Here is a 26895-nt window from a genome sequence, read left to right as displayed (position 1 = left end):
TATAAAATAGATTACGAAATTTTAAAAATCAAGTATTTTAATATTTTGTTATAAATATTATAAAGAGATATATAGTATAATTTGAATAAATATTTTAAGTCAAAAATTAGTTATTATCTTCAAGCCAAATTATTCCAACTTTCCATTTATCAATTCTTCAACCAGATTATCTGTTCTGTAAACGTATTTTAAAGCTTCAATCAATCCTTTGGAATCTGTTGCAACTGTTCTGTTATTTTCTTCCAAAAATATTACGTCTCCGGCAAGACTTTCAATATTTCCATCATGTGCTAAGCCAACAACTTCTTGATTTTTATTTATTAAAGAGCTTCCGGAATTTCCACCAACAATATCATTTGTTGATGCAAATCCAATTGAGGTAGAAAGATCCAAATCTTCGGGAATATTTTTCCATCTTTCATGCAATCCCCAAGGATATGTTTTTTTATTAAATGATTCATATCGATCCCACAAACCGTAGTATGTTGTTTTTCCCGGAGCAATCGTTCCGTTATATTCATAACCTTTTAATACGCCGTCTGAAATTCGCAAAGTAGAAGTTGCATCCGGAGGAATTTTATCACCAAAAATAATAGATATAACTTCTCCCAATGATTGATTTAAGACTTGTCGTGTATTATTCAATTCTTTGATTTTAGGAAATATATCTTCTTCCAATTTTTTTAATTCAATTACATATTTTATAAATGGATCAGAAATACTTAAAATTTCTTCACTTGATAATTTTGTATAATTATTAAACTCTTCTTTATTTGATATTTGAGATGATTTTATTAACTCCTTTATTTCTAAATTTTTATAAAGTATTTTATAATATTCACTTTCCTTACCAATTATTTTTTCAATAAAACTTTTATGTGCAATTAAAAAGTTGGTCTCAAGCTCAATATTTATAGAATCAGGATAGATCTTATTTATTGTTTCAGCTAAATTTTCATCTTTAAATTTTTCTAATCTTTTATCGTTTTTTAATTTTTTTTGACTGGCAAGTTCAACTAAATTTTCTGCAATTGTAAAATAAACCGGTCGTATAATTCTATTAAATCTAATTGCGGTATTTTTTGCTGAATAATTTTTTAATTCATCTAAAACAATTTTTAACGAATTCCAAATATTCCCATATTTTTCATTTAATATTGAATCAGTTTTTACTTTTTCAATTAACTCTTTTTCAAAATCTAGTTTTTTCTTCATAATAAATTCATTCTTCAATCCGCTTATTCTTCCGGCATAGGATTTACGAGCATTCCCATAACCCATAACACGATTTAACAAATCATCTCGTTCTGGATATTTAGAATACAAGTCAAAGTAAACATTATAAATTTCATTAAATCCTATTAAACTTTGCTTGTAAGTAAAATCGCGAAGGAATTCCAATTCAGCAAATGAAAGTAGTCTATCCGTTTTTCCAGGGCGACCAACAACAAAAATTAGTTCGTTTTCCTCAGCGCCATTTTTACTCCACTTAAAATAATTTTCGGTTTTAATCGGCTTTCCATTTTCATATGCTCTGTAAAACATAAAATCCAATTCATATCTTGGATAAGTAAAATTATCCCAATCCCAGCCGGTTGCAGCAATTTGAAAATCCGGTGCCATCACCAAGCGAATATCATTATATCTTTTATATCCATAAAGTGAATATTTTCCGCCGTTGTAAAGTGTAACAATTCTGCAATTCAATCCAGTTTCACTGTTAAACTTATTAGTAAGTGAATCTTTCATTTTATCACGCAGAATTATTTTTTCTTGATCAGTTTTGCCGGAATTCATAAAATCTTTAATTTCATTTGTTACATCTTCAATAAGAATTAATTGATCGACAAAAAGTCCTTCTATTTTTCTTTCCTCTTCCAATTCATCAGCATAAAATCCATCTTTTAATAAATTCTCGCCTTCTTTTTGTACTGTGTTTAATTCATCTCTTCCACAATGGTGATTTGTCATAATCAATCCATCTTGAGAAACAAAAGCTGCAGAACATCCGCCATCAAATTGCAACGCAGATTTTTGCACATCGCTCAACCATTCGTCTGAAGGCTTAAATCCATACTTCGCTTCAAACTTATCTACTGGAACTTTATCAAATGTCCACATTTTACCAAAATCATTTATCGACCATTTCACATTATTTATATCAATTGGTTCATAAAAATTTGATTGTGCAAAAATGATTTTTGAAATAAATAGTATTGCAAAAAGGCCGATGTTTAATTTTCTTTGAATCATCACTTCCCCATTTTTTGGAAATATTTTTATGCTCAAAATTTACAAATATTAATTCAATCAATTTGTAGAAATAAGTTTTATTTTACTTGTGTTAATTACGAATTTTATCCAATAACTTTTAGCGATAAATGGGAAAGGAAATATTTCAACTTCAATTCGAAAATAAATTAAATCTAAAAAATTCTTCTGCAAAAGAGAGAATTGGAAAATTAAATAAAATTGAGAAGTGGATTTTAGCCAATAGAGATAAGGTTAAAACATCACTTCACAAAGATTTTAAAAAATCTTTTATAGAAACTGATTTAACAGAAATCTATCCCGTTCTTTCCGAGTTAAAGCATGCGAAACGTAATTTATCAAGTTGGATAAAACCGAAAAGCGTAAGAAGGACGCTAACTTTATTAACTCATAAAGTATTTATTAAATATGAAGCCAAAGGAAATGTTTTAATAATTTCTCCGTGGAATTATCCATTTTTGCTAACAATTGGTCCATTGATTTCTGCAATTGCTGCTGGGAATGTTGTAATTATTAAACCAAGTGAATTTTCTGAAAATACCGGGAAATTAATTGAAGAGATGATTTCTGAATTATTTCCTAAAAATGAAATTGCAGTAATTAGAGGAAACAGAAATATTTCTTCCGAATTATTGGAACTGAATTTTGATCATATATTTTTTACCGGAAGTACCGAAGTTGGAAAAATTATTGCAAAATCTGCAGCAGAAAAATTAACAAGTGTAACTTTGGAACTTGGTGGAAAATCGCCTGTAATTATTGATGAAACTGCCGATTTAAAATCTTCAGCAGAAAAAATTGTTTGGGGAAAATTTTTAAATAAAGGTCAAACTTGCATTGCTCCCGATTATCTTTTAGTCAACAAAAATATTTCTTCACAATTTTCAAATTTTCTTATTGAAGCAATTAAGAAATTTTATAAAAGTTCTGAAAATAAAATTGAAGAAAATGGAGATTATGCAAGAATTATTTCAGAAAAACATCACAACAAATTGACCGGAATGATTGAAAATGCTTTAGCAAATGGAAGCGAAATAATTTATGGCGGAAAACATGATTTGGAAAATAAATTTATTGAGCCAACTTTAATATTAACAAATTGCAAAAATTGCAAAATTTCAGATGAAGAAATTTTTGGTCCGCTTTTACCAATTATAGAATTTGAAAAAATTGATGAAGCAATTGAATGGATTAAATTCCGCAATTTCCCATTAACGATTTATATTTTTTGTAAAAATAAAAAAGTTATAGATATAATTACATCGCAAACAGAATCCGGTGGAGTTGGAATTAATGATTTGGTTGTCCAATTCAGTCATAATTATTTACCATTTGGCGGAGTAAAAAACAGTGGAATGGGAAGGTCTCACGGTTTTGCTGGATTTAAAACCTTTTCAAATGAAAGATCATATATAAAAGGCGGTAAAATAAATTTATTAAAAATTATTTATCCGCCTTATACAAATTTCAAGAAAAAAATTATTGATTTATTAGTAAGATATTTTTAAATGTAAATTGCTTCAGTAATTATTAAAACTACTGAAGCACAAAATTTAATCAGCAATTTTTCCGGTTTTTATTTCCTCAACAATTCTATCGGCTTTATAAACTTTATCTAAAACTTCAATAATTGCTTGTGAAGCAACTGAAACCATTCTATTATCTTCCGGTAAATAAATAAAATTGCCAATAATGCTAGCAACGTTTCCATCAAAAGCAAGACCAACTATTTCAGCATCTTTATTAATTACAGCGCTTCCTGAACTTCCGCCAACAATATCATTTGTGGAAATAAAATTAAAAGTTGTTGATAAATCAAAATCTGCCGGAGGTTCAATCCATCTTGCCGGTAAATTCCAAGGATAAGTTTTCTCGCTTCCGAAATATCTATCATACATTCCATAAAAAGTTGTTTTTTCAATAGCTTTTGTTCCATTATAATCAAAACTTTCTAAAACACCGTCACTTAATCTTAATGTAAAATTTGCATCCGGTGGAATTTCGGTTCCGTAAATTTCATATAACACTTTTCCCAACATATTTTCTAAAATACTTTCAGTATCTATAATTTCTTTTGACTTTTTAGTAAGTTCATCAATTTTATCTTTAGTGTTTTTTACAAAATAAATTAATGGATCATTTGAGTTGAGAATATCACTTGCAGAATTTTCAAGAAATTTCATTGCGTTTTCTTTATTTCCAAGTGCTGATTTACTTAGCAAATATTCAACTGCTTCGCTTCCTTGGTAACTTCCGCAAAGTTTTTGTACAAAATTATTATCGTTGCCTAAATTCATTCTTATGTAATCAAGCTGAACTTCCAATTTTACATTTTCTAAAATTGAATCAAATGAGTCGGGATAAAGTGAATTTTTAACTGAGTCAAGATTTTTTGTATATTTTGGATTTCTTTCGGTTTCCGGCAAATTCATTTGTTCTGCAAATTCAATAATATTTTTTGCAATATCAAAATATTGAGAACCCATAAATCTTGTTTGTCTGTATGCAGAAAGTTGACTTTCAACCGGTTTCATTTCCTCGCGCAATTTATTTATTGCATCCCAAATGTGACTATATTTTGCTCTTAAATCATCATTAGCTTCAACTTCAGTTCTAATTTTATTTTCAAAATCTCGCTTTCTTGCAATTATGTAAGGGTCCAATAAACCAACTTGTGTATAATGAAAAACTTTTTGTGCATTTCCAATGCGTCTTCTAACATCTTCGAATTCATCTGCTCTATCGGGATATTGATATTTTAAATCTTCCAACAAATTGTAATAAGTATCAAACTGAAATGCTCTATTTCTGTAAGTAATATCTCTGTTATATTCAATTTGCGAAACAGTTTTTAATCTGTTTGTTGTACCCGGATTTCCGACGGAAAAAATTACTTGATCTTTCTGAACTCCGTTTTTGCTAAACTTGAAGAAATTATTTGATGTTACTGGTTTTCCGGATTCATCATAAACTCTGAAAAATGTACAATCCAAATCATAACGCGGATAAGTAAAATTATCCAAATCTCCGCCGAAAGATGCAATAGATTCTTCGGGAATAAAAACTAATCTAATATCATTAAATCTTTTATATCCATAAATTGAATGTTTTCCGCCGTTAAACAGCGAAACTAATTGGCAATCCAATCCGGTTTCTTTGTTGTAATAATCAACTAATTCTTTTGATTTATTTTCTTTGTTTTTAATTTTTTCTTCATCGGTTGAACCCATTTCAATTGCTTCATTAATTGCATCAGTGATATCTACCATAAATGCTAATTGTTCAGCATACATATTTGGAACTTTTCTTTCAGCTTCTAAATTTTCTGCATAAAAACCGGTTTTTTCTAAATCTTCTCCTTCTTTTTCAACGGCATCTCTGTGCCAAGTTGAGCAGTGATTATTTGTCATTATTAATCCATCTTCAGAAACGAAAGAAGCTGTGCATCCGGGAATTCTTAATGCAGATAATCTTACATCTTCAAACCATTCGTCAGTCGGAGTAAAACCATAAGTTTCGCTAATATATTGAATTGGCGGATAATCAAAAGTCCACATTTTCCCGGTATCAAAAATATCAGATTCTGCAACCGGCTCATCTTTTTGCTGTGCCAAATTCAATTGAGTAAAAAATATTAAAATTAAAATTGCCGAAAAAATTCTTGAATAATAGATTTTCATCATTCTCCTTTTTGATTTGTAAACATTGTGTAAACTTAAAAATTCGCAATTCATTTTACAAATTTGATAGTATAAAATAATAGTTGCTATAAATGAAAAGTTCATATTTTTATTTGATAATAAATTAATTTATAGATTTGGTTGGTTTTGAAAAATTGCAGATTTTAAATAATTAAATAAATGATTCGGGAAAATAGTTTGGAATTAGTTTTTTTTCATCTTTAATTGTACCGTAACAATTTGAACATTTTTTAACATAAAATACAATTGCAGATTCGTGTTTCATTAAAGGAATAAAATTAATTATTGATTGACAATTTTCGCATTGAACCAAATGCGAATGAGTTGATTCGGATTTGCAAAAATCACATAAATGTTCTTGTTCGGAATAAATTTGATTTTGCTGAATTGGGAAAAAAACTGAACAGTTTAAATTACCGCACTTTGCTATTTTGGAGTTTTTGATTTTAAATTTTCCTTAAATACATTCGAAATTTAGACTTGAAAAATCGATTTTTCTATGTAAAAATTTATCCTAAATAAATTATGTTTTTGTATTTTTAAGGCAATTGTAATTCATTATAAAAATTGAGGTGAAAATGTCTCAAATTCCGGGATTTAAAGCTTACGATATTAGAGGAAAAGTTCCTTCAGAATTAAATGCAGATTTAGCTTACAAAGTTGGAAGAGCTTTTGTAAAACATCAAAATGCAAAAAAAGTTTTGATTGGAAGAGATGTTAGAGAATCTTCACCGGAAATTTCTAAAGCGCTTGCTCAAGGATTATCGGATGCCGGCTGTAATGTAATTGATTTAGAACTTTGCGGAACCGAAATGATTTATTTTGGAACTCCTTATCTAAATGCAGACGGCGGAGTTATGATTACTGCAAGCCACAATCCACCGGAATATAACGGATTGAAATTTGTAAAACATGGTTCAAAACCTATGGGATATGATTCCGGATTGAATGAAATTGAACAAATGATTTTGAATAATGATTTAGGCGAAATTGCTACAGAAAAAGGTAAAATTGAAACTCTTGATATTATGGAAGACTTCACTAAAAGTTTATCAAAGTTTTATGATGCTGAAAAAATCAACAAATATAAAATCGTAGTTAATGCCGGTAACGGCTGTGTTGGTCCGGCTCTAGATTCTTTAGAAAAATATTTACCGATTGAAATGATAAAAGTTCATCACAATCCCGATTCAACTTTTCCGAACGGTGTTCCAAATCCGTTATTACCGGAAAATAGATTTTCAACAATTGATGCAATGAAAAAATCCAATGCAGATTTAGGCGTTGCTTGGGATGGAGATTATGACAGATGTTTCTTCTTCGATGAAAAAGGAAATTTTATTGAAGGATATTATATTGTTGGATTATTGGCAAAATCATTACTTAAAAAATTTCCGGGTGAAAAAATTGTTCATGATCCTAGATTAATTTGGAATACTCTTGAAGAAGTAAAAAATGCAAATGGAATTGCGGTTGAATCGGTAAGCGGGCATGCATTTATTAAACAAAAAATGCGTGAAGTAAATGCAATTTACGGCGGTGAAATGTCGGCACATCATTATTTTAGAGATAATTATTATTCGGATAGCGGATTAATTCCGTTTCTACTAATTTTAGAATTGTTAAGTGTAGAAAACAAAACACTATCCCAACTAGTTGGTGAAATGATTGAAAATTTTCCATGTTCGGGAGAAATAAATTCAAAAGTCGAAAATCCGAAAGATAAATTATTACAATTAAAATCTAAGTATTCTGATGGAAAATTGGATGAAGTTGATGGAATCAGCATTGAATATCCAACTTGGAGATTTAATGTAAGAATGAGTAACACTGAACCATTGTTGAGATTAAATGTAGAATCACGAAATGATATAAAATTAATGGAAGAAAAAACTAAAGAAATTTTGGATTTTATTAGAAGCTAATTTTTATTGAACTAATTCAATTATGAAAACGTCTTAATTAAAAAGTTTGGGAGTCAAAAATGTCAGAAGAAAAAATTCCAATTGATGTAGACAAATTGTTAAAAAATAAATTAAAGAATTTAAGTGTTGGCGAATTAGAAAAAGTAATCTCAACTTCAGTTTCAAATTTGATTGGCGAAGATTACAAATGTACAATTGATGAAGTAAAATATACTTTATTTAGCGGCGCAGATTTCCACATTAAAATTGAACTAAGCTATAATTCCGATAAATAAAATTAATTGCATATTTAAAAAATATATTCTAAATAATGCTGCATTTAATGTGCAGCATTTTTATTCGTATAAAAATAACGAGAGATTAATTCTGAATTTATTTTCATAATCTCCGGTAATAAAATATTTATAACCAAATCCTAATCCAACAAAATCATAGACAAAATAAATTTCCGGATCTAAATAAATTCCTCCGTTTACATTTAATTCTTCTTCATCGCAATCTATACAGCCGTTTATATAACGCTCTTCACCAAATGCCCACATATTTCCCAAAGTGAAAAATCCTGTAAAAAATATTTTGCTTTGTTCTGTAAATGTTAATTTAGGAGAAATTATTCCACCATAAAATGATAATTGTGTTAGTTGAACTTGAGATTCTTTTTCACCTTGAGTTGTATTATTTATAAATGGTTTTTTATCTTTAGGAAGATCGCCGCTAAAATTAATTCCCGCAAGAAATATATTTTGGAAAATTCCCAGACCCAATGAAAAACCATAAAAATTATTTGAAAATCCTTGCTCAATCGAAACATTTTTTTTAACTGAAGAAGTTTGCATTCCCAGATTGAAAAATCCTCCCCAAATTGAATTACTTGCAGAATTAGTATCAAGCTGGGAAAGACTATTTTGAAAAATCAGAATTGTTAATGTGATGATTATAATTATTTTTTTCATTTGATTAACTCCTTATAATAACACTTATATATCCTAATTTATTGCATTTGTGTAGAAAATGTAATTGAAATAACTTTTAATTAAATAAAAAATATTAAATTAAAATTAGAAATTTATTTTTGATAATTCATTTACTACAAAATTTATTTCATCTTGTGTATTATAAAAATGAGGAGAGAATCTTATTAAACCTTCACGCAATGAACATGCAATTTTTCTTTCTTTAAGAATTTTTAAAATGTATTCTGCTTTTTCATGTTTAATCGAAACTATTCCGGCAATATTTTTCTTATCGATATTGCTTAAAATTGTATCAAAACCCTTTTCAGAAAGTTGCTGAATGAAATAAATCGAATTATCTAAAATTTGTTTTTCAATTTCCACATAACCAATTTTTTCAAACAAACTTAGTGATTCATCAATTGCAATCATTGAAATTCTAGAATTTGTTCCGTTTTGAAAACGTTCGGCATTATCAAGTAATTCAAGATTGTAATCCAAAAAATGCCATGCGTTTTTTACTGAAGTCCAGCCAATATATTGGGGAGAAATTTTATCAAATAATTTTGGTGAAATATAAAAGTATGATAATCCTTGCAATCCCATTAACCATTTTTGTGTTCCTCCGGCAAAAAAATCAACATTAACATTTTGCAAATCAATTTTAGTATTTCCAGCAGCTTGAATTCCATCAACACAGAATATTATATTTTTCTTATTACAAAATTCACCGATTGCTTTAATATCTGCTTTGTAACCCGAAAGAAATTGAACCATACTTATTGAAATAAGTTTTGTTTTAGAAGAAACTAAATTTTCTATTTGAGGTAAATCAACAATCCAATTTTCAGATTTCGCAAAAAGAATTTCTACTCCAATATTTTTAAGATTCAAAAATGGATAAACATTTGCCGGGAATTCTATATCATTTAAAATTATTTGATCGCCGGATTTCCAATCCAACCCTTGTGCAACAATATTCATAGCATTAGAAACACTGTCACTCCAACCTAGAAAGTTCACATCAACATTAAGCAATCTTGATATTTTCTCTTTTGCAGATTGAACTTGTGGAATTGTTTCAAAATAATTTTCAACAATAGTCTCAGATCGCTGAATTAAATATTCATCTAATTTTTCTTTTACAAGTGATGAAATTGGTCCAACCGCAGCATGATTAAAATAGGTTAACCCATTTTTTATATAGGGAAAATATTTTCTAGTTTCTTCAAATTCTGTCATAATAATTTTCTCAAAATAAAAACCCAACTCAACAGAATTGGGTTTTATATAAATTGTAAAATTGTTTATTCTTCTTTTTTTGCACGTAATGAATCCCAAATCATATAAACACATAATAAACTGAACATGATAAACGCAAGAACCACAGCCGTATTTGATTCTGCCCATTCATGCATAAACCAATCTGGTAAATTATTTTCTTTTAATACAGCTTTAATTATTACACTTACAACACCCATTAAAGCTCCTCCAGCAATGAATCCAGAAGCAATTAATGTTCCTCTTTCTCTTCTTGCATTATTTAAATTTTCATCTTTACTTCTTGTTGATACAAAATGAGCAATTAAACCACCAATTAATAATGGAGTATTAATTTCTTGAGGCAAATACATTCCAAGTGCAAAAGCTAAAGCTGGAACATTTATCATTACAAGAATTAAAGAAACGAAAGCGCCGGCAATGTATAACATCCAAGGAGCTGGCTGGTTTGACATTAACGGTTGAATTACTGCCGCCATAGCATTAGCTTGCGGAGCTGGCAAACCGCCACCGGCAAATCCGTAAATTCTATCTAACAAAGAAATAATCCAAACTACTGTTGCGGCAGAAACTATTGTTCCAACAAATTTCCATCCTTCTTGTTTGTTTGGAGATGAACCTAGCCAGTAACCAATTTTCAAATCAGTTACAAATGAACCAGCAACAGAAAGAGCTGTGCAAACAACTCCGCCAATTATCAATGCTGAAACCATTCCAGATGCACCAGATAAGCCAACTGCAACTAGTATTATTGATGATAAAACTAATGTCATCAAAGTCATTCCAGAAACCGGATTATTTCCGGTAATTGCTATTGCATTAGCTGCAACTGTTGTAAATAAAAATGACATAATCATTACAATTAATAATCCGGCTAAAGCATGTACAAGATTAAAAACAACGCCATACAAAAAGAAAACAAAAAGAACAATTGCTGTAAGAATAATTCCTCCAACAATAATTTTCATTGAAAGATCTCGTTGAGTTCTAATGGATGAATCTTGATTATTCTTTCCTCCGAATATTTCTTTTACAGCTAAAGAAATTGCTGAGCTAATTACTTTAGATGAACGAACAATTCCAATAAATCCAGCCATTGCAATTGCTCCAATACCAATATGACGAACATAATTTGTAAAAATTTGTTCGGCAGACATATCCTTAATTAAAAGTTGAACATTTGCTCCAATTGGTGAAGTAATAAATTCTCCCAAATAATTTATAATTGGAATTAACACAAACCATGAAACAAATGAACCAGCAACAATTATAAGAGAATATTTTAAACCAATTACATAACCTAATCCAACAACTGCAGCACTTACATTTAATCTAAAAACTAATTTGAAATTATCAGCAATAGTTTGCCCAATCCCCACAACTCTTGAAGTAAATATTTCCGCCCAAGTTCCGAAAGTTGAAATTAAAAAATCATAAATACCTCCGATCAATCCGGCACTAATTAATACAATTGCTTGTGTTCCACCTTTTTCTCCGGCAACTAAAACTTCTGTAGTTGCAGTGCCTTCTGGGAATGGAAGCTTTCCATGCATTTCTGAAACGAAGTATTTTCTAAATGGAATGAGAAATAAAATTCCTAAAAATGCGCCAAATAAAGAAGCCATAAACATTTGAAAAAAAGATGCTTCCAAATTTAAAATATAAATTCCCGGTAGTGTGAATATTGCTCCGGCAACTACTGCTCCAGATGTTGAGCCGATTGATTGAATTATTACATTTTGGCCCATTGAATCTTTCTTTTTAAAAATATTAGAAAATCCTACAGCTAAAATTGCAATTGGAATTGCGGCTTCAAAAACTTGTCCCACTTTTAAACCCAAATATGCAGCAGCTGCCGAAAACAAAACAGCCATTATTAAACCGGTAATTACAGAATATGGAGTAACTTCAATAATTTTTGATTGTGGAGACATTACCGGAATATATTCTTCACCTGGTTTTAATTCAGTGTATGCATTTACCGGTAAACCAATTGGTTTTTCGCTTGATTTTAATCCACTCATAAAGTTTATTCCTTAGAATTTATTGTAATAACTTTTTTGAATTCAACTTCATTTGTATTTGTCGAATTAAAAATCAATTCAACAAAATATTTTGTTTCAGCTGGTTTGGATATTTTTGGCTCATCAAAATTTACAGAAAGTTTAATTTCATTAAACGGAAATAACGTAATATTTTGATCTTTCATAGAAATTTTTTCATTTTCTGCAAAGTAAGTTTTTTCACAAATATTCGCTTCTAACTCCGCATCAGCATTAGCAAAAGCTGGAATTAATACAAATTCATATTTTTCAATTTTTTCATTTTCATTAGTTTTCTTTGATACTGAAGATTGACCGGAAAAATATGATAGACCGTTAACATCAACAGCTTTGCCGCTTTCATCATAAATCATTAAAGCAAAATCAGTAACTTTATTAAAATCTTCTTTGCTTAAACTAATTTCAAATTCTTTTTTACTTTCACCATTTTTCAATTCAAATGGAATTTTATGAACATTATTACCACTTATTTTTACTTTATAATTTTTCTTATAGCCCTGTAAATTTCCTTTTACTTTTAAAGTTTTTTCTTCGCCAAAATAATTTACAATGGTTACAGATTTTTTTTCTGCAATTGAATTTTCAATAATATTTGTACCATCAATTTCAAGATTAAGATTATATGTCGATTCTTTCAAAGACGTAAATTGTCCAAGTATTACAAGCTCATAAATTCCTGGAGTTAAATCATCAATTTGGTTTGAGATATTAACATTTTCTTCCGAATCAAACATTCCAAAATATTTTTCTCGTCCATCGGGATCATGCAGATAATATCTTAATGAAGAATAATTTTTACCTTCGGCATTAATATTTATTTTAAGATTTGAAGTTCCAACTGGAATTTTTAAAAAATATCTTTTGTGCAATCCGGGCATTAATTTTTCATTTGAAAAAGTTAAACCATATTTATTTGATGAATTAAATTCATATGGCACAATAAAAGTTGCCATTAATTCAAATTCCGGATTAGCTAAATTATCAGCTCGTGATGCAAGTATTTTGGCATTATACAAACCGGGAGTTTTTAGAATTTCCGGATTTATTGTTGCATTTACAATTGTTGTTTGATCATTTCTAATATGCACTTTTTTCTGAACCGGTTTTAACCAATCCACACTACTTTTTAAATTGAACATTCTGTAAAATTTCTCAGAATCAATTGTATTATCTCTTGTAATTCTAAATGTAAATTTTTCGTTTCCATTTAAGAATGATGCATCTCTAATGTATAAATTTTGTGCGGAATAATTCGGCATATTAGGAGCAAATGCCTTTGTAGTATACGTCTCAAAGTTTTTGATTTCATCGTTATCAATATATTTTTTAAGCAGATTATATGCAGCTTCAATATTTATAAGTCCGTTACCTTGATCAATAAAATCATATCCTTCCATTTTTGTTGCACTTTCTTTTAGAACTTTATATAAAAATCGAGAAGGAATTTTAACATCCGGATATTCAACATTTGCAGCTCCAAGCAATACCGACATAACTCCAGCTGAATATGGAGATGCCATTGAAGTTCCCCAAAATCTGTCGCCACCGCTAAAATTTGGAACAGTAGAAACACAAGCTCCCGGTGCAACAACATCCGGTTTACTAACTTCTCCGCCGCGAGAACTAAAATGTAAAATTATATCTTTATCCAAAGTGGTACCGTATAAATCATTTCCAACTTCTTGAGCCAAAACCGCTCCAGTTGAAAAAATAGAATTTAGAGAAGAAGGTAAACCGGTTGTTGAGAGTCCCGGACCTTCATTACTGTTTGAAGTTGATATATATAAATATGGATTATTCTTAACCAGTTCATCTAAAAATTTTTCAATATCAGCATGCTGTTCTATCTCAGAGCCAATTCCAAAACTCATATTAATAATGCAAGGTTCTTTTCTTTCTTTAGAAATTTTATCGGCATACAAATAAGCTTTTTTCATACTTTCTGTAACCGTTGCACCGCCAGCAAAATTATTGTTCCCAAGTTTTAATCCCATAACTTTTGCGCCGGGTGCAATTCCATATAATTCATTGTTACCAATTTTATTTCCGGCAGCAATACCAGCGCAGTGAGTTCCATGAGAACCATCATCAAAATAAAAACTTACAATTTTGTTTTCCGGAAGAATATTTAAGCCGAGAGTAAAACCGGGCAGACTATTCTCTATGGGGAAAGTAAATGAATCAAATTTTTCTTTATAATTTCTTAAAGGTTTCTCATCATCAAGTTTTCCATTATTATTTAGATCTAAAAACACGACCCAAAATTTTTCCGAATTTTCTAGAGTTTGAAATGTCACAAAATAAAATTTATCGTCTGTTTTTTTATTTCCATTTACATCATCAACTCCGGAACCGGAATTTTTCCAAAGTGTTTCATCAATTACACCGATAAAATATTTATCATCTGTTGCTTTAAATTGTAATTTATTTGCTCCGGAAATTTTATAACCTTTAGTTTCATTCACAAAATATTCCACATCATTTTCTTCATCAATTTCGGCTTCAAAAAATGGAATATCTCCTTGCCCCGTAAAATCTTGAACATCAATTACTTTTATTTCGCCAGTTGAGGTTGTTGTTAAACCATCAACCCCCATATCAACGCCGGTATCTAAAACTAAAATTATTGTTCCTCTTCCATCATACTCTGGAAATTTTTGCTGGAATTTTTCAACTCCGGTATTTCTTAGAGAAATAAAAGTCTGTTCATTTTGCTGTGCAATTAAAATATTAATTGCAAAAAGAATTAATGAAACAAATAATAATTTTTTCATATTACCCCTTTAATCAATTGTTTTTTCTAATGATTTTTTCTGAGCATCAAGCTTGTTGTAGTCTAATTCTGAGCCAAGAACACTATGCGGAATTAAATATACAATAATTAATAAAATTGATGCAAATGCTGCCCAAAGTTTAGGATTTTTACTTTTCTTATACATAAAAAATGCAAATAACCATCCCAAAATTGTAATTAAAGTTTTGTTATCCGTTAAATCTATACCAAACGGAAAGCCCGTCCAGTATTCGCCGAAAGCAAATTTCTGCATAATTGGACCAAGAATAAATCCGCCAATAATTAGAAACGTTAAAGTCCAAATTGTAAGTTTTCTGATATTTTTTCCATTATTAAAATATTCTAATCCGGTTCTTGTCGAAAACAGCATTCCCATAAACATTGCAATTATGTGAGGAATTAAAATATAATTTGGGACATCCCCTTTAAATCTGATAATTACAGGATGATCATTTGGAATTTTTATAAAATCATTTTGTGAATTTAATTCAACAAAATATTGCAATTTCCCAGCTGGTGGTTGATGTGGTAATTTTCCAATTAATTCACCATTAATATTTTTCATCGGAATTTCAATCCATTCATCCGAAGTTTTATACCTTTTGTAAAATAAATTTCCGTATATATTTTTATTATTTACTAAGATTTTTACTTCGTGATCAGTTAAACCACCGTGTGATCTTGCAAATTTAAAATTTACAACACTATTGTTTAAATTAGTTTTTCCGGAGATTGGATATGTAGGACCAGTCATTCTTTGGTAAACTGCAGTTGATACAGTAATTATAAATGAAAGAATCCAAAGAAAAACAATTTTCTTCATACATTATTTGGATTTTTGTTAGCGTAATGATTTTAGATTTCTAAACATAATTCTTTATTATGTACGAAATCAACTTAATAATTAATAAGTATTGTTAGGGTTTTAAATAAATTTTTGAATTTGAAAGTCTTATAAAATTATAATTTCTAAATATTTAAATGATGTAGAAATTTATAAATTAGAATTTCTTGTGAGGAAATTTACATTTTACTTTGGCAGAATAAGTTGTACTGAAGTTCCTTTTTTTAATTCACTTATAATTTTTAATTCACCTTTCATATATGATATTAATTTGTTTGCAAGTGAAAGGCCTAAACCCGCACCTTCATATTTTCTGGTATATCCAACGTCTTCACCTTGCTCAAAAATTTGCAATATTTTTTCCAGATTATTTTTATCAATTCCAATTCCAAAATCTTTTACAATAATTATTCCGCTAGATTCTTCATTTAAAGTTGAGATAATAATCTCTCCATTCTCATTACTGTATTTAATTGCATTGTCAACAATTTCATTTATTGCTCTGTTAAGTTTTTCTTCATTGGCATAAATTTTTATTTCAACTGGTGTAAGTTCAAACTTAAAATTAATTGATTTAATTTTCGCTTGTTCTTTCCAATAATCTTGATTTAAATTAATTACTGAATTAAGATCAATTTTAGTTAGTTCAATTTCTTCATTTCCCGATTCTAAAAGTGAAACTTCAACTATATTATCAACCAATTTTAGCAAACGATTAACACCTTCTTTTAAATATGTTGTCATTTGTGTTGAAGATTCAAAATTTTTGGCTTTTACATCATCTTCAAGTAAATCAGAATATCCTACAATAGCATTTAATGGAGTTCTAATTTCATGCGACATATTTGCAAGAAATGTAGATTTTAATTTATTCAAACTGATTTCTTTTTTATAAGCCTCTCTAAGTTTTCGTTCAATTTCAAGCTGTTCAGTAATGTCAGTCATGCTTATAATATAAAGTTTGATGTGATCAGAATTATCATCCGTAAAAGTTATTTTTCCTAAATATCTTTTATTGTTCAATGAAGTAAAATGAAATTGAGAGTGAACACGATTGGTATTATTCAAATTTGTTATCGAAATATTTATTGAATTATACAATTCTCTTGATAATATTTCTTCAACTTTTGATTCCGGCTTTATCTCATTTTTTGATAAAAGAATATTTGAATAAAAACTATTATTTGCGTTTTCGAATAGAAGATAATTTTTTTCTTTTCTTAAAATTAAAATTGGATCAGAGATATTGTTAATAATTGATTTCTGTTTTTGTTCGGATATTTTTAATAATCTCGCTTGTTTAATATGTTCGGTAATATCATTTGCAGTAACAATATAACTTATCGATTTATCAATATTATCTTGAACGGTATTTAGTCTAATTTCTTTATATAAAATATCACCATCATTTGAAATATCCGAAATTACTTTCACCCAATTCTGATGATGGTCAATTGAGAATTGTAGATCAATCAATTCTTGAGTGGATAAATGTTTTTTGAAAACTTCTGCTAAATTTTTGCTATAAACTTCTTCAATATTTTTATGTAGGAATTCTTCAAAAGATGTTGATAAATAATTTATATTTGCATTTTTATCAGCAAGTAAAACTCCTACGTTTACTGATTCAAGTGCTTGATTATAAGAGTTAATTTTTTTTGTAATTCGAGTTCTGTTATCTTGAGATTCGATGTAAATTATAAAAACATCTTCATTCTTAATTATAACTTTTTCAAGATTTAATAAATATCCGCTGTAATAATTATTATCATCTTTAATCACAAAATCTGTTGAAAAACTTGTGATTCTACTTTTTGTAAGATTGGTAAAAAGTGATTCTAAATCCGGCTCAGATTTAAATTCAAATAAATTTTTTCCTTCTTTGAATTTGTGTTTGATTCGGGCGGAGTTATTGGCAAAAAGAATCAATCCGTTACTGCCAGCTAAAATTACCGGTTTAGTATTGGGAAATTCTTCAAAGGATTCAAATTTACTTATTATATCTAAATCGAAATAAGAGTAATTAAGAGTATTTTTCAAATTTTATTCAATCTGTATTAATAATGTCAATTTGTTGAATAATAATCGGAATATTTGGTTGGCTTTTTAGAATAAAATGGTTTTTTATTTTATCCGGATGCTTAGTTGTAATAAATGTATAAATAACTTTCAGTATATAATTTAGCTCACTATAAATTCCGTTTTCAATTCCTAAAGTAATTTCATCATAGAATTTTTGATTTATTGCAATATTGAATTCATTTATTTCCATTCTGTTAAAAAATCTTTTCAAATGAGAGATTTCTATTCTATCGGGAAATTCGAGAATTGCAATTTCATCTTTTTGAACTTCAATAGAAGCTTCGAAATTTACTTTTGAATTTTTGTAAAATCCGGATTTAATGATAGAAAATTCATGATGTGAATTTGTATAAAGTTCATTGAAATTTATTATTGTAAAAAATTCAATATCATCTACAAGAAAATGGAAAAGCATTTCATCATCCGATGGATATTCAAGATTAAGAATGTGCCAATTTATTTTAGACATCAATTTTGCGAGAGGTGAAAACAATGCCGAATCTTTTTTTTTCAGATTATAATCATTTGCATGAATTATATACGGATTTGTTGGAAGTACTTTTGTACCACTTTTAAATTTATCTTGCGGATTAATATTTGATATTTTTTCTAACATTGTTCTCCTAATTTCATTATCGGTACATGAAATTAAGAGTTTAACTGAAGTTTTCTTTAAGGAATGGTAAAAATTTTTCCTATTAAATTTTCAGCATTTTATTATCTAATGCATAGTCAGTAATTTCTGCGCTTTGTAAATTTTGAAGTGCCTTAACAAATTCTTGAATTCTTTTCAGCGATTCATCAATTACAAAAAAATCATCGCTTACATTTTCTTTTTTTGAATCTATTTCATCTTTTAGGGAATCAACCGACATTTTAAGGCTGCTTAAAGGATTATTAATTCTATGTCCAATTGTGCAAGCTAATTCAATTACAGCTTTTTGATGTTCGGTATTTTTTAATTCATTTTGCAAATTATGTATTCTAATTCCTGATCTAATTCTTGCAACCAATTCTTGATTGTCAATCGGTTTCACTAAATAATCATCGGCACCGGTATCTAAACCTTCAACTCGGTCTTTAAGTGAAGTTCTTGCCGTAAGCAATATGAAATAAATTAATTTATATTCTTCTTTACTTTTTACAATATTGCAAAGTTCTATTCCGTTTAATTTAGGCATTGTCCAATCAGCTAAAATAATTGCGGGTTTGAAATGGTTTATTACTTCAAGAGCTTCTTCACCATTATTAACACTTTTTATTGTATAACCGTTTTTGGTAAGAAGTCTTTCATAAATAAATCGTGAATCTTCTTCATCTTCAACAATTAATATTTTATTTGTTTCATTCATCAAACTTTTATTTTATTCTAAGAATTTTGTTACAAATAATTATTGAAATAAAAATAAATATCAACAAGTTAGAAAAAAAGTAAAGAATTTTTCTTTTATAAATTCTGGTTTGCAAAAGTCGGGAATGGATTATTGAGAGTATTTTACAATTATACTTATTCTACGATTTACAACATCATTCGGATCTTCTAAATTTCTTAATCTATTATCTGCATAACCTCTAATTTCATCAATTTGATCTGATTTTAATCCACTTCCAATCAATGCACGTCTTGCGGAATTTGCTCTATCGGCACTAAGCTCATAATTTGAATACCCAGCAAGCCCGTTTGAAAATGGTCTTGAATCTGTGTGTCCTTCAACAACAACTTTATTATTAACTTGAGTCATCTGTTTTCCAATAATTGAAAGAATCGATTTTGCTCTTTCGCTCAATGTTGAAGTTCCAACCTCGAAAAAAGCATCATTACTGGATTCCATAATTTCTATTCGCAAACCTTCGTCAGTAACTTCAATATCAATTTGATCAATTAATTCTTTAAAGTCTTGATTCTTGAGATTATCTAATAACTCCTCACCCATTGATTCAAGTCGCTCTTTTTCCATTTCTTTTTTTTGCAAATCAGTTAAAGGAGAAGGGATCATTTTTTGTTTACCCTTTCCTTCAATTGCACTTGGTCCGTTCCCAACTCCAAATCCGCTAGGATCATTAAAATAACCTGCAATATTTTCTTTTACAGCTTGGTCTTGACCAAGAATCCAAAGAACGATAAACAAAGCCATCATCGCCGTCACAAAATCTGCATAAGCTACTTTCCATGCGCCGCCATGATGTCCATGTCCGCCTGCAATAATTTTCTTAACAATAATGGGTTTATCATTACCTTGATCAGCCATTATTCAGATTTTCCTCTTAAATAATTTTCTAACTCTGAAAATGATGGTCTTGTGTGTGAATTTATTGTTCTTCGTCCAACTTCAACTGCAACTATCGGAGGATTTCCTTTTGCATACGCTATTACACATTCCTTTATTGTTTCCAAATATCTTACTTCGCCTTCAATCATGTGTTCAATATTAGTAGCCAAAGGGCCAACAAAACCATAAGATAATAATACACCTAAAAAAGTTCCAACTAAAGCAGCAGCAACGTGGTGACCAACAGCTTCAGCGCCGGCATTGATACTTCCCATGGTTACAATTATTCCAAGAACTGCCGCAACAATTCCTAATGCCGGAAAAGCATCACCAAGTTTACTTAATAATGCATAAGTTGGATGTGTTTCTGTTTTGTAAGTTTTAATTTCTATATCCATTAATGCTTCAACTTCATGAGGAGGAACTCCGCCCGAAAGCATAACTTTTAATGTATCGCAAAGAAATGTTATAGCAGTTTTATTTTTCAATAATTTTGGATCAGATTTGAATACATCACTATCATTTGGGTTTTCAATATGTTTTTCAATTGCTAATAATCCGTCTCTTTGTGCCAATAAAAATAAATCATAAAGTGCTTTTAAGAGAGATAAATTTTCTGATTTTGTGTGATGTTTATGACTAATTGCTTTGGGAATTGCACCAACTATATTTTTAATATCATCCAATGAAGCAGAAATTAATAAGCTTCCAATTGCTGCACCGCCTATTGTTACAAATTCGGAAGGCTGTAATAAAACCAAAAGCTGACCACCAGCCATTGAGAAACCAACAATTAAGCTGGCTAATACTACTATAGCTCCAATAATTATAAACATAATTTTATCAAATTTTTGTTATTAAATTTTGTTTATTACTTTTATTGAGTTCATGCTCAATTTGCTTAATTATCAGTTCTGCAAACATCCAATCAGATGGTTTCAAAAATTCTTTATTCAACAAATCATTTAGTAAATTTTTTGTAATTGTACTTTTTCCTTTTTCAACAATACTATAAAGAAAGTTTATTAATTCCTTTAAGTTTTTTGATTCTCTTCTTTCAATAGCTTCATTTATACTTATTTTACATTCAACAAATTTTTCGAGTAAATCAAATTCATTTTCAACTTTTTGTAACGGAATATTTTCAAACTCGTTTTCTATTTCAAAACATTCTTTGTTCAGCAATTCATTTACAACCGCTTTAAGCTGTTTTATATTTATAGGTTTTGCTAAAACTCTGTCTGCACCTGCTTCAATTGCTGCAATTACATTATTTCTTCCGGCATTTGCACTAATAACTATAACCGGAATTTCTTTAATATCATTTAAAACTTTTTTTAGCTGCAACATTTTAATGCCGTCAATGTTTGGCATCATTAAATCTAAAAATATAATATCGGGTTTAAATTCAGCGGAATCTTGCAAACCTTCATATCCGTTTGAACTTGTTTTAACTGTAAACCCGTATCTTTCCAACAATGTTTTTAGATATTGTAGTATCGAAAAATTGTCGTCAATTATTAATACCTTAACATTATTTTTTATCATCTTTTTTGATTTTGTTAATCTTTAATAATTTTAAATTTTCCGGCAATTCATTTTTTAATTTTGTTGTAGAATTTTTATTATTCTCAATAATCTGCTGATAAACTTCTTCTCTAAAAATTGCTATGTCCTTTTCTGCTTCAATTCCAATTTTAACATGATTATCGGAAATTGAAACGATATTTAGAATAATATTATTCCCAATTCTAATTTTTTGATTTTCTTTTCTCGTTAGTATTAACATTTTAAAATTCTCAATTATTAACAAAAAGTGGATAGTCCAATGGCAATTCTTCACTTTCGGATATTTTTTGAAATCCAATTTTTTCGTTTTGATCAATAAAGACTGGTGCTTTTAAGTTTATTGTTATTTTTTCCGGTTCTTTATCTAATTTCACAATTCCAAAAGATTCAAAATTGTTTTCTTTCTTTAGTTCTTCTTGTAGCAATTCTATTGGAAATAATGGAAAAATAATTTCCGGCTGATCTACTGAAGTAAGCCAAGAAAAAAAGCTGTCCTTTTCATTAATTAAAATAAAATTGTTCAATTCTTCAAATCCAATAATTCCTTCTTTGAATTTTAGTATTGAATCTTCGCTATACTCAATTTCGCCAAATTGTTTGTTTTGAATCTTCATAATTTTTCTCTTATTTGTTTAAAATTACTATATCTACTCTTCTGTTTAACGCTCTATTTTCCGGAGTATCATTTTCAGCTACCGGTTTAAATTCTGAATTTCCAACTACGGAAACTCTTTCTTGGATCAAACCTTGTTCATGCATTAAGTAATAGGCTGTATTGGTTGCTCTTTCCATTGATAAATGCCAGTTTGACGGAAATTCATTTGTCTCTATTGGAATATTATCAGTGTGACCTTCTATCCTAATATCATTAGGTAAAGTTTTTAATAATTGAGCCATCTTATTTAAAATTGGTTTAGATGCATCAGATAGTTCAGCTCGTCCGGATTCAAATAAAATATTATCCAAAATACTAATTACAATTCCTCTTTCGTTTTCAACAATTTTGATATTATTTGAATACTCATATTCATCAATAAAATTTTGTATTGATGTTTTTAAATTTTCTTTACCGTCACTCAAATCAAGATAATCAGATTTAAATTCAGGATCAGCAAAATATTCATTGCCAAAATAACTGCCCATATTCTCCATCATTTTCTCATACTTTGAAACATCAACATTTGAAATTGCATAGAGAATTATAAAAAGCCCAAGCAGCAAAGTAATTAAGTCAGCATAAGTTAATAGATATCGTTCCGGATTTGCTTCTTCAAATAATTCCGAAGAATCATCTTCTATCTTACGCCTATTGATCCTTGTTCTTTTTGAGGTAAGAAGCTCATTAGCCGTGACTTTACTATCGATGGGATTTCCCCACTGTGTATAGCCATCACTCCTTCTAATGAAAGTTCCATCATATGTTTTTCGTCTAAGTGACATTGTTTTAGTTTATCTGCTATTGGTAACCAAATTAAATTTGCGCTAAGAATTCCCCACAATGTTGCAATAAAAGCGGTTGCAATATTATGAATTAAAGTATTTGGATCCTTTCCGGCATTGGCTAGAGTCATTATTAAACCCATAACTGTTCCAATAATTCCCATCGTAGGTGCGTAACCTCCCATTTTGCTGAACATTGAAATATTCTGGTTATGTCTATTTGCCATTGCTCTTATTTCACCGTAGGCAATTAATTCTAATTGTTCAAGATCTGTACCATCCATTACAAAGTGCATCATTTTTTTGGGGAAAGGATACAATAATTTGCTTAATTGGCTTTGAATCGAAAGAATTCCTTCTTGGCGACTTTTTACTGCAACGTTTACAAATCCATCAATTAATTGTTTAATATCATACTTTGGTGGAAAATAAGCCAATTTAATTAACATAAATATTTTTTTAAATTTTTCTACTCCAACACCAATAATTGTAGCAGAAAAAGTTCCGCCAAAAACAATAAGCATCGCCGGCAATAGAAAAAGTGCATTGAAGGATCCGCCTTCCAGCAAAAAAGCACCAAAAATTGAAATAAATCCTAATATTAACCCGTAAAGACTTCCGCTTTTTTTGAGCATTACATATAATCCAGTAATGATTTAGGTAATATCATCGAAGATATTTTATAGCTCACATCTAATGCGTATTGGGAATTTTCCAAATCAAGTAAAGCTCTTGCAACATCAACATCTTTTTCTATAGATAATAATTCTGTGAGTTCAATCTCTTTGTTCAATAAAATTTCTTGAGTGTCTGATAATTTATTAGAAATACCTCCGGCTTCGGAAAGTTTATTTAATAAATGTTGATTAAAATCTTCAACTAATTGTTGCTGTTCGGCAGTTGGTTTTTCACCGGATAACAATTTTTGTTTTATTGATATTAATGTATTGAAAATATCTGCTTTTTGATTTAGTGAATTATTTAGTTCCGTAACAGAATTTTTTTCAGTCAATGAATCTAAATCTAAAACAATATCAATTTTATTAGCAGTATTCTGTATTTTAACTTCTCCGAAAGTATCACCGCTAATTGATTCAAATTCTCCGGTTGCGGAATTAAAAGTTATATCAGAAACCGTATCACTTGAAATTACATTTGAATCTTGATCAACAATATTATAATTCAAATCATAGGTGTTAGCAGAAGTTGATGTGTAAGTTAAATTTAAAGTATATTCATTGCCTTCTGAATCATAAATTTTATTTGATGTTGTTTGGTCAACACCAACTCCGGCAGATGAATTTAGGTTTCCATTTTGTTTAACAACGCTTAAAAATAAATCCTTTCCAGAAATATTAAATTTTTGTGTTATACTAGAAGCTATTTTTACAACTCTATCTCCGCCAATATGACTATTATTTGTAACAATATTATTTGCCTTATCATAGTAAAATGGTTTTGAGCTATTCTCTGTTCCGCTGAAATTATATTGACCATTAAATTCACTGTTTGCCAAATCGACTAATATTTCAATAGCCGAATCAATGCCGGTCGCAAATGAATCAAGTTCATCAGTAACAATTGCAGAATTTAATTTTGTTAGTTCAATCATTGTATTTTGAACTGTTGTCTGCATATTTTCCATAGATAATATTGCATCATCAACCATTGATAGGCCATAATTTATATTACTTTTGTAAGTTTCAATATTACTTAACTGATTTTGAATTCTCATAATTCTTGAGTTGCTGAGTGGATTATCTGAAGGTTTATTAATTTTACTTTGTGTTGTTAGCTGATACTGAATTTCTGCAAGTGTACTTTTATTCTTGCTTACATTTTTCATAAAATTTGTTTGAAGTAAAGTATCCGGAACTCTCATAATTATACCAAGTTAATTAAAGTTTCTAATAATTCATCTGCAACGTTTATTAATTTTGCCGCGGCATCATAAGATCTTTGATATTGCATAACATTTACCATTTCTTCATCAGTTGAAACACCGGAATATTCCGCTTTTTGATTTTGAAGCTGATTTAAAACCAAAGAATAAGATTCGGCATTTTGCTCTTGCAGATTTATTTCATTTGCAATTCCGCTTATTAACTCTGAGTACATTACTGAAAGTGTATTTCCATCAAGAACTTCAGAGTTTTGCAGTTCAGCCATCAACAAAGCAATTTTGTTATCGCCGCTTGTTCCATCGCTGCTTGCAGCAATATTATTGCCGTCTTTCAAAATCTCTTCATTTATATAAAGAACCCCGTTTTCCAAATGTGAGAAGAATTTAATTCCGGTTTTAGAAGGATTTGTAAGTGTATGTCCTTGTTCATGAATACTGTTAACATTATCCATTAACGTTGTTGATAGAATATTTAATTTTTCAAGTTGATCCGGGAGCTCATCATTAAATATTTTTAGTAACCCATTTAACTCACCGCCTTGCAAAGTGGCAGAAGCAGATTTTTCTTCATTCATTAAAGAAATTGTTTCACCATCTTGAACTAGATCAAAAGTTACATGATGCAATCCATCTACAGCAAACATTCCGCCAATTGAAACATTTGCAACATTATTTTTATCATAGTAAACATTTATACTTGCATACTGGCTTAATTCATCAATTAATGATTCACGTTTATCTATTAAATCATTTGCGTAATGATCAACAACTGAAGCTTCATAAATTTGTTTATTTGTAATATGAATTTGTTCCACTATTCCATTAATTGTATCAACCATTGCACCAGCTTCGTTTTTAACATCAATTTTGGTTTGACTAATTCCTTTGTGAATACTTTCTATTTTTTCCGAAAGCGTTTGAGCAGATTGAACAATATTTGTTCTTAATGCAGAGGACAATGGGTCAACAGCAAGTTCATCCCAAGAGTTAAAAAATGAATTTATTAAATTTGATAAACCATATTCAGATGGTTCGGAAAACATACTTTCAACTTGCTTAAGCATTGATGATCTTTTATTAGCATCATAATAATTTTGATTGTTTGCTCTAATTTGAGTATCTGTAACTTGATTTCTAATCCTTAGAACTTCATCAACTGCAACACCGGTACCAAATGAAAATACAGCTCTGTGGTCTGGTGGAGTTGCTCCAAACATTACAACTTGTCTGCTGTAAGCCGGATTATTTGCGTTCGCCAGATTTGTTGATGTTACAGATAATGCTTGCTGATGTGCAAACAAACTGGATTTTGCAATCCCGAAAATACTATTTAGTGCCATTTCATCCTTTCCTATCTACAATAGCTCTATTCTTCGAATTTAGTACAGCTGTAATTGTTTCACTAATTAAACTTCTTGATTGCTGAATAAGTGTTAAATTTTGTTGGTTTACTTTTTGAATTTCTTTAATAGTTTTTTTTATACTCAATTCAAGAGTTTTAATAATTTTATAAATTTTATCATCCACTTTACTCTTTATATTTTCCAAAAGTATTTCAAGTTTATATCGAGTATTTTGAATTTTCAGTTCATTGAATAATTCTTCCATCAGCTTTAATCTATTTTCTTCTGTAATTTGAATTGATAAAAGTATTTTTTCTTCTTTTGAAACAGATTCTTTTATACTGTTATTACTGCAATTTACAAGTGCAATTTGTTTTTCCAATGCAGACTGCAATAATTTCTCGAGATTTATGTTCTGCTTTTCTAAAACTGTTATCAATTTTTCAATATTCATTT

General features: G+C 29.2%; 22 protein-coding genes and 1 pseudogene. 3 read left to right on the top strand and 20 right to left on the bottom strand.

Annotated features, from left to right (window positions below; translation table 11 throughout):
- Window positions 1-129 precede the first annotated feature (129 nt).
- Window positions 130-2253, bottom strand: a complete 2124-nt coding sequence (locus tag IPM32_07300; GenBank protein MBK8945067.1) for a S46 family peptidase — start codon at window positions 2251-2253, stop codon at window positions 130-132.
- Between the two features lie 128 nt (window positions 2254-2381).
- Here IPM32_07300 and IPM32_07295 point away from each other — a divergent pair, with 128 nt between their 5' ends.
- Window positions 2382-3779, top strand: a complete 1398-nt coding sequence (locus IPM32_07295) for an aldehyde dehydrogenase family protein (protein MBK8945066.1) — start codon at window positions 2382-2384, stop codon at window positions 3777-3779.
- Between the two features lie 45 nt (window positions 3780-3824).
- Here the strand turns inward: IPM32_07295 and IPM32_07290 are convergent, their stop codons facing one another.
- Window positions 3825-5951, bottom strand: a complete 2127-nt coding sequence (locus IPM32_07290) for a S46 family peptidase (GenBank protein MBK8945065.1) — start codon at window positions 5949-5951, stop codon at window positions 3825-3827.
- Window positions 5952-6550: 599 nt separating this feature from the next.
- On the opposite strand from IPM32_07290, the gene IPM32_07285 reads away from it, so the two are divergent.
- Both IPM32_07285 and IPM32_07280 read left to right on the top strand, forming a co-directional pair.
- Window positions 6551-7897, top strand: coding sequence for a phosphomannomutase (locus tag IPM32_07285; GenBank protein MBK8945064.1), 1347 nt, complete (start codon window positions 6551-6553; stop codon window positions 7895-7897).
- Between the two features lie 59 nt (window positions 7898-7956).
- Entirely contained in the window at window positions 7957-8172 is a 216-nt protein-coding gene (locus IPM32_07280) for a hypothetical protein (protein MBK8945063.1), read from the top strand.
- 60 nt (window positions 8173-8232) lie between these two features.
- Here IPM32_07280 and IPM32_07275 read toward each other — a convergent pair whose 3' ends face one another.
- The 18 genes and pseudogenes from IPM32_07275 to flgN all read right to left on the bottom strand — a co-directional run bounded on the left by IPM32_07275 (window position 8233) and on the right by flgN (window position 26893).
- Window positions 8233-8850, bottom strand: a complete 618-nt coding sequence (locus tag IPM32_07275) for a hypothetical protein (GenBank protein MBK8945062.1) — start codon at window positions 8848-8850, stop codon at window positions 8233-8235.
- A gap of 105 nt (window positions 8851-8955) precedes the next feature.
- On the bottom strand, window positions 8956-10092 hold the full coding sequence (locus IPM32_07270) for an aminotransferase class V-fold PLP-dependent enzyme (protein ID MBK8945061.1): 1137 nt from the start codon (window positions 10090-10092) through the stop codon (window positions 8956-8958).
- 65 nt (window positions 10093-10157) lie between these two features.
- Window positions 10158-12155, bottom strand: coding sequence for an oligopeptide transporter, OPT family (locus tag IPM32_07265; protein MBK8945060.1), 1998 nt, complete (start codon window positions 12153-12155; stop codon window positions 10158-10160).
- Between the two features lie 5 nt (window positions 12156-12160).
- Window positions 12161-14968: a S8 family serine peptidase gene (locus IPM32_07260; GenBank protein MBK8945059.1), complete on the bottom strand. Its 2808-nt coding sequence runs from the start codon at window positions 14966-14968 to the stop codon at window positions 12161-12163.
- 9 nt (window positions 14969-14977) lie between these two features.
- Window positions 14978-15811, bottom strand: a complete 834-nt coding sequence (locus IPM32_07255) for a hypothetical protein (protein ID MBK8945058.1) — start codon at window positions 15809-15811, stop codon at window positions 14978-14980.
- A 207-nt stretch (window positions 15812-16018) separates the two neighbouring features.
- The gene (locus IPM32_07250; protein MBK8945057.1) at window positions 16019-17872 is read right to left on the bottom strand and encodes a PAS domain S-box protein; all 1854 of its coding nucleotides are present in this window, start codon (window positions 17870-17872) and stop codon (window positions 16019-16021) included.
- Between the two features lie 7 nt (window positions 17873-17879).
- On the bottom strand, window positions 17880-18530 hold the full coding sequence (locus IPM32_07245; GenBank protein MBK8945056.1) for a hypothetical protein: 651 nt from the start codon (window positions 18528-18530) through the stop codon (window positions 17880-17882).
- Between the two features lie 82 nt (window positions 18531-18612).
- On the bottom strand, window positions 18613-19266 hold the full coding sequence (locus tag IPM32_07240; GenBank protein ID MBK8945055.1) for a response regulator: 654 nt from the start codon (window positions 19264-19266) through the stop codon (window positions 18613-18615).
- 129 nt (window positions 19267-19395) lie between these two features.
- Window positions 19396-20163, bottom strand: a complete 768-nt coding sequence (locus IPM32_07235; protein MBK8945054.1) for an OmpA family protein — start codon at window positions 20161-20163, stop codon at window positions 19396-19398.
- Window positions 20163-21020 carry a flagellar motor stator protein MotA gene (gene motA, locus IPM32_07230; GenBank protein MBK8945053.1) on the bottom strand — a complete coding sequence of 286 codons (858 nt, stop codon included), beginning with the start codon at window positions 21018-21020 and terminating at the stop codon, window positions 20163-20165. Before motA ends, IPM32_07235 begins: the two co-directional genes overlap by 1 nt.
- A 7-nt stretch (window positions 21021-21027) precedes the next feature.
- Window positions 21028-21732 carry a response regulator gene (locus tag IPM32_07225; GenBank protein MBK8945052.1) on the bottom strand — a complete coding sequence of 235 codons (705 nt, stop codon included), beginning with the start codon at window positions 21730-21732 and terminating at the stop codon, window positions 21028-21030.
- Window positions 21719-21973, bottom strand: a complete 255-nt coding sequence (locus IPM32_07220; GenBank protein ID MBK8945051.1) for a carbon storage regulator — start codon at window positions 21971-21973, stop codon at window positions 21719-21721. Before IPM32_07220 ends, IPM32_07225 begins: the two co-directional genes overlap by 14 nt.
- 10 nt (window positions 21974-21983) lie before the next feature.
- Window positions 21984-22367 carry a flagellar assembly protein FliW gene (gene fliW, locus IPM32_07215; protein ID MBK8945050.1) on the bottom strand — a complete coding sequence of 128 codons (384 nt, stop codon included), beginning with the start codon at window positions 22365-22367 and terminating at the stop codon, window positions 21984-21986.
- 10 nt (window positions 22368-22377) lie between these two features.
- Window positions 22378-22968, bottom strand: a pseudogene (locus IPM32_07210) (OmpA family protein).
- An 80-nt stretch (window positions 22969-23048) separates the two neighbouring features.
- Window positions 23049-23828, bottom strand: a complete 780-nt coding sequence (locus tag IPM32_07205) for a MotA/TolQ/ExbB proton channel family protein (protein MBK8945049.1) — start codon at window positions 23826-23828, stop codon at window positions 23049-23051.
- Window positions 23828-25075: a flagellar hook-associated protein FlgL gene (gene flgL / locus IPM32_07200; protein ID MBK8945048.1), complete on the bottom strand. Its 1248-nt coding sequence runs from the start codon at window positions 25073-25075 to the stop codon at window positions 23828-23830. The genes IPM32_07205 and flgL overlap by 1 nt, the downstream gene beginning before the upstream one ends.
- Window positions 25076-25077: 2 nt before the next feature.
- On the bottom strand, window positions 25078-26436 hold the full coding sequence (gene flgK, locus IPM32_07195; GenBank protein MBK8945047.1) for a flagellar hook-associated protein FlgK: 1359 nt from the start codon (window positions 26434-26436) through the stop codon (window positions 25078-25080).
- 1 nt (window position 26437) lies between these two features.
- Window positions 26438-26893, bottom strand: coding sequence for a flagellar export chaperone FlgN (gene flgN / locus IPM32_07190; protein MBK8945046.1), 456 nt, complete (start codon window positions 26891-26893; stop codon window positions 26438-26440).
- Window positions 26894-26895: the final 2 nt, after the last annotated feature.

Source organism: Ignavibacteriota bacterium (genome assembly GCA_016716225.1).
Taxonomy (GTDB): Bacteria; Bacteroidota; Ignavibacteria; order Ignavibacteriales; family Melioribacteraceae.
The sequence above is the reverse complement of the archived record's forward strand: the minus strand, read 5'-3'. Positions and strand labels throughout refer to the sequence as shown.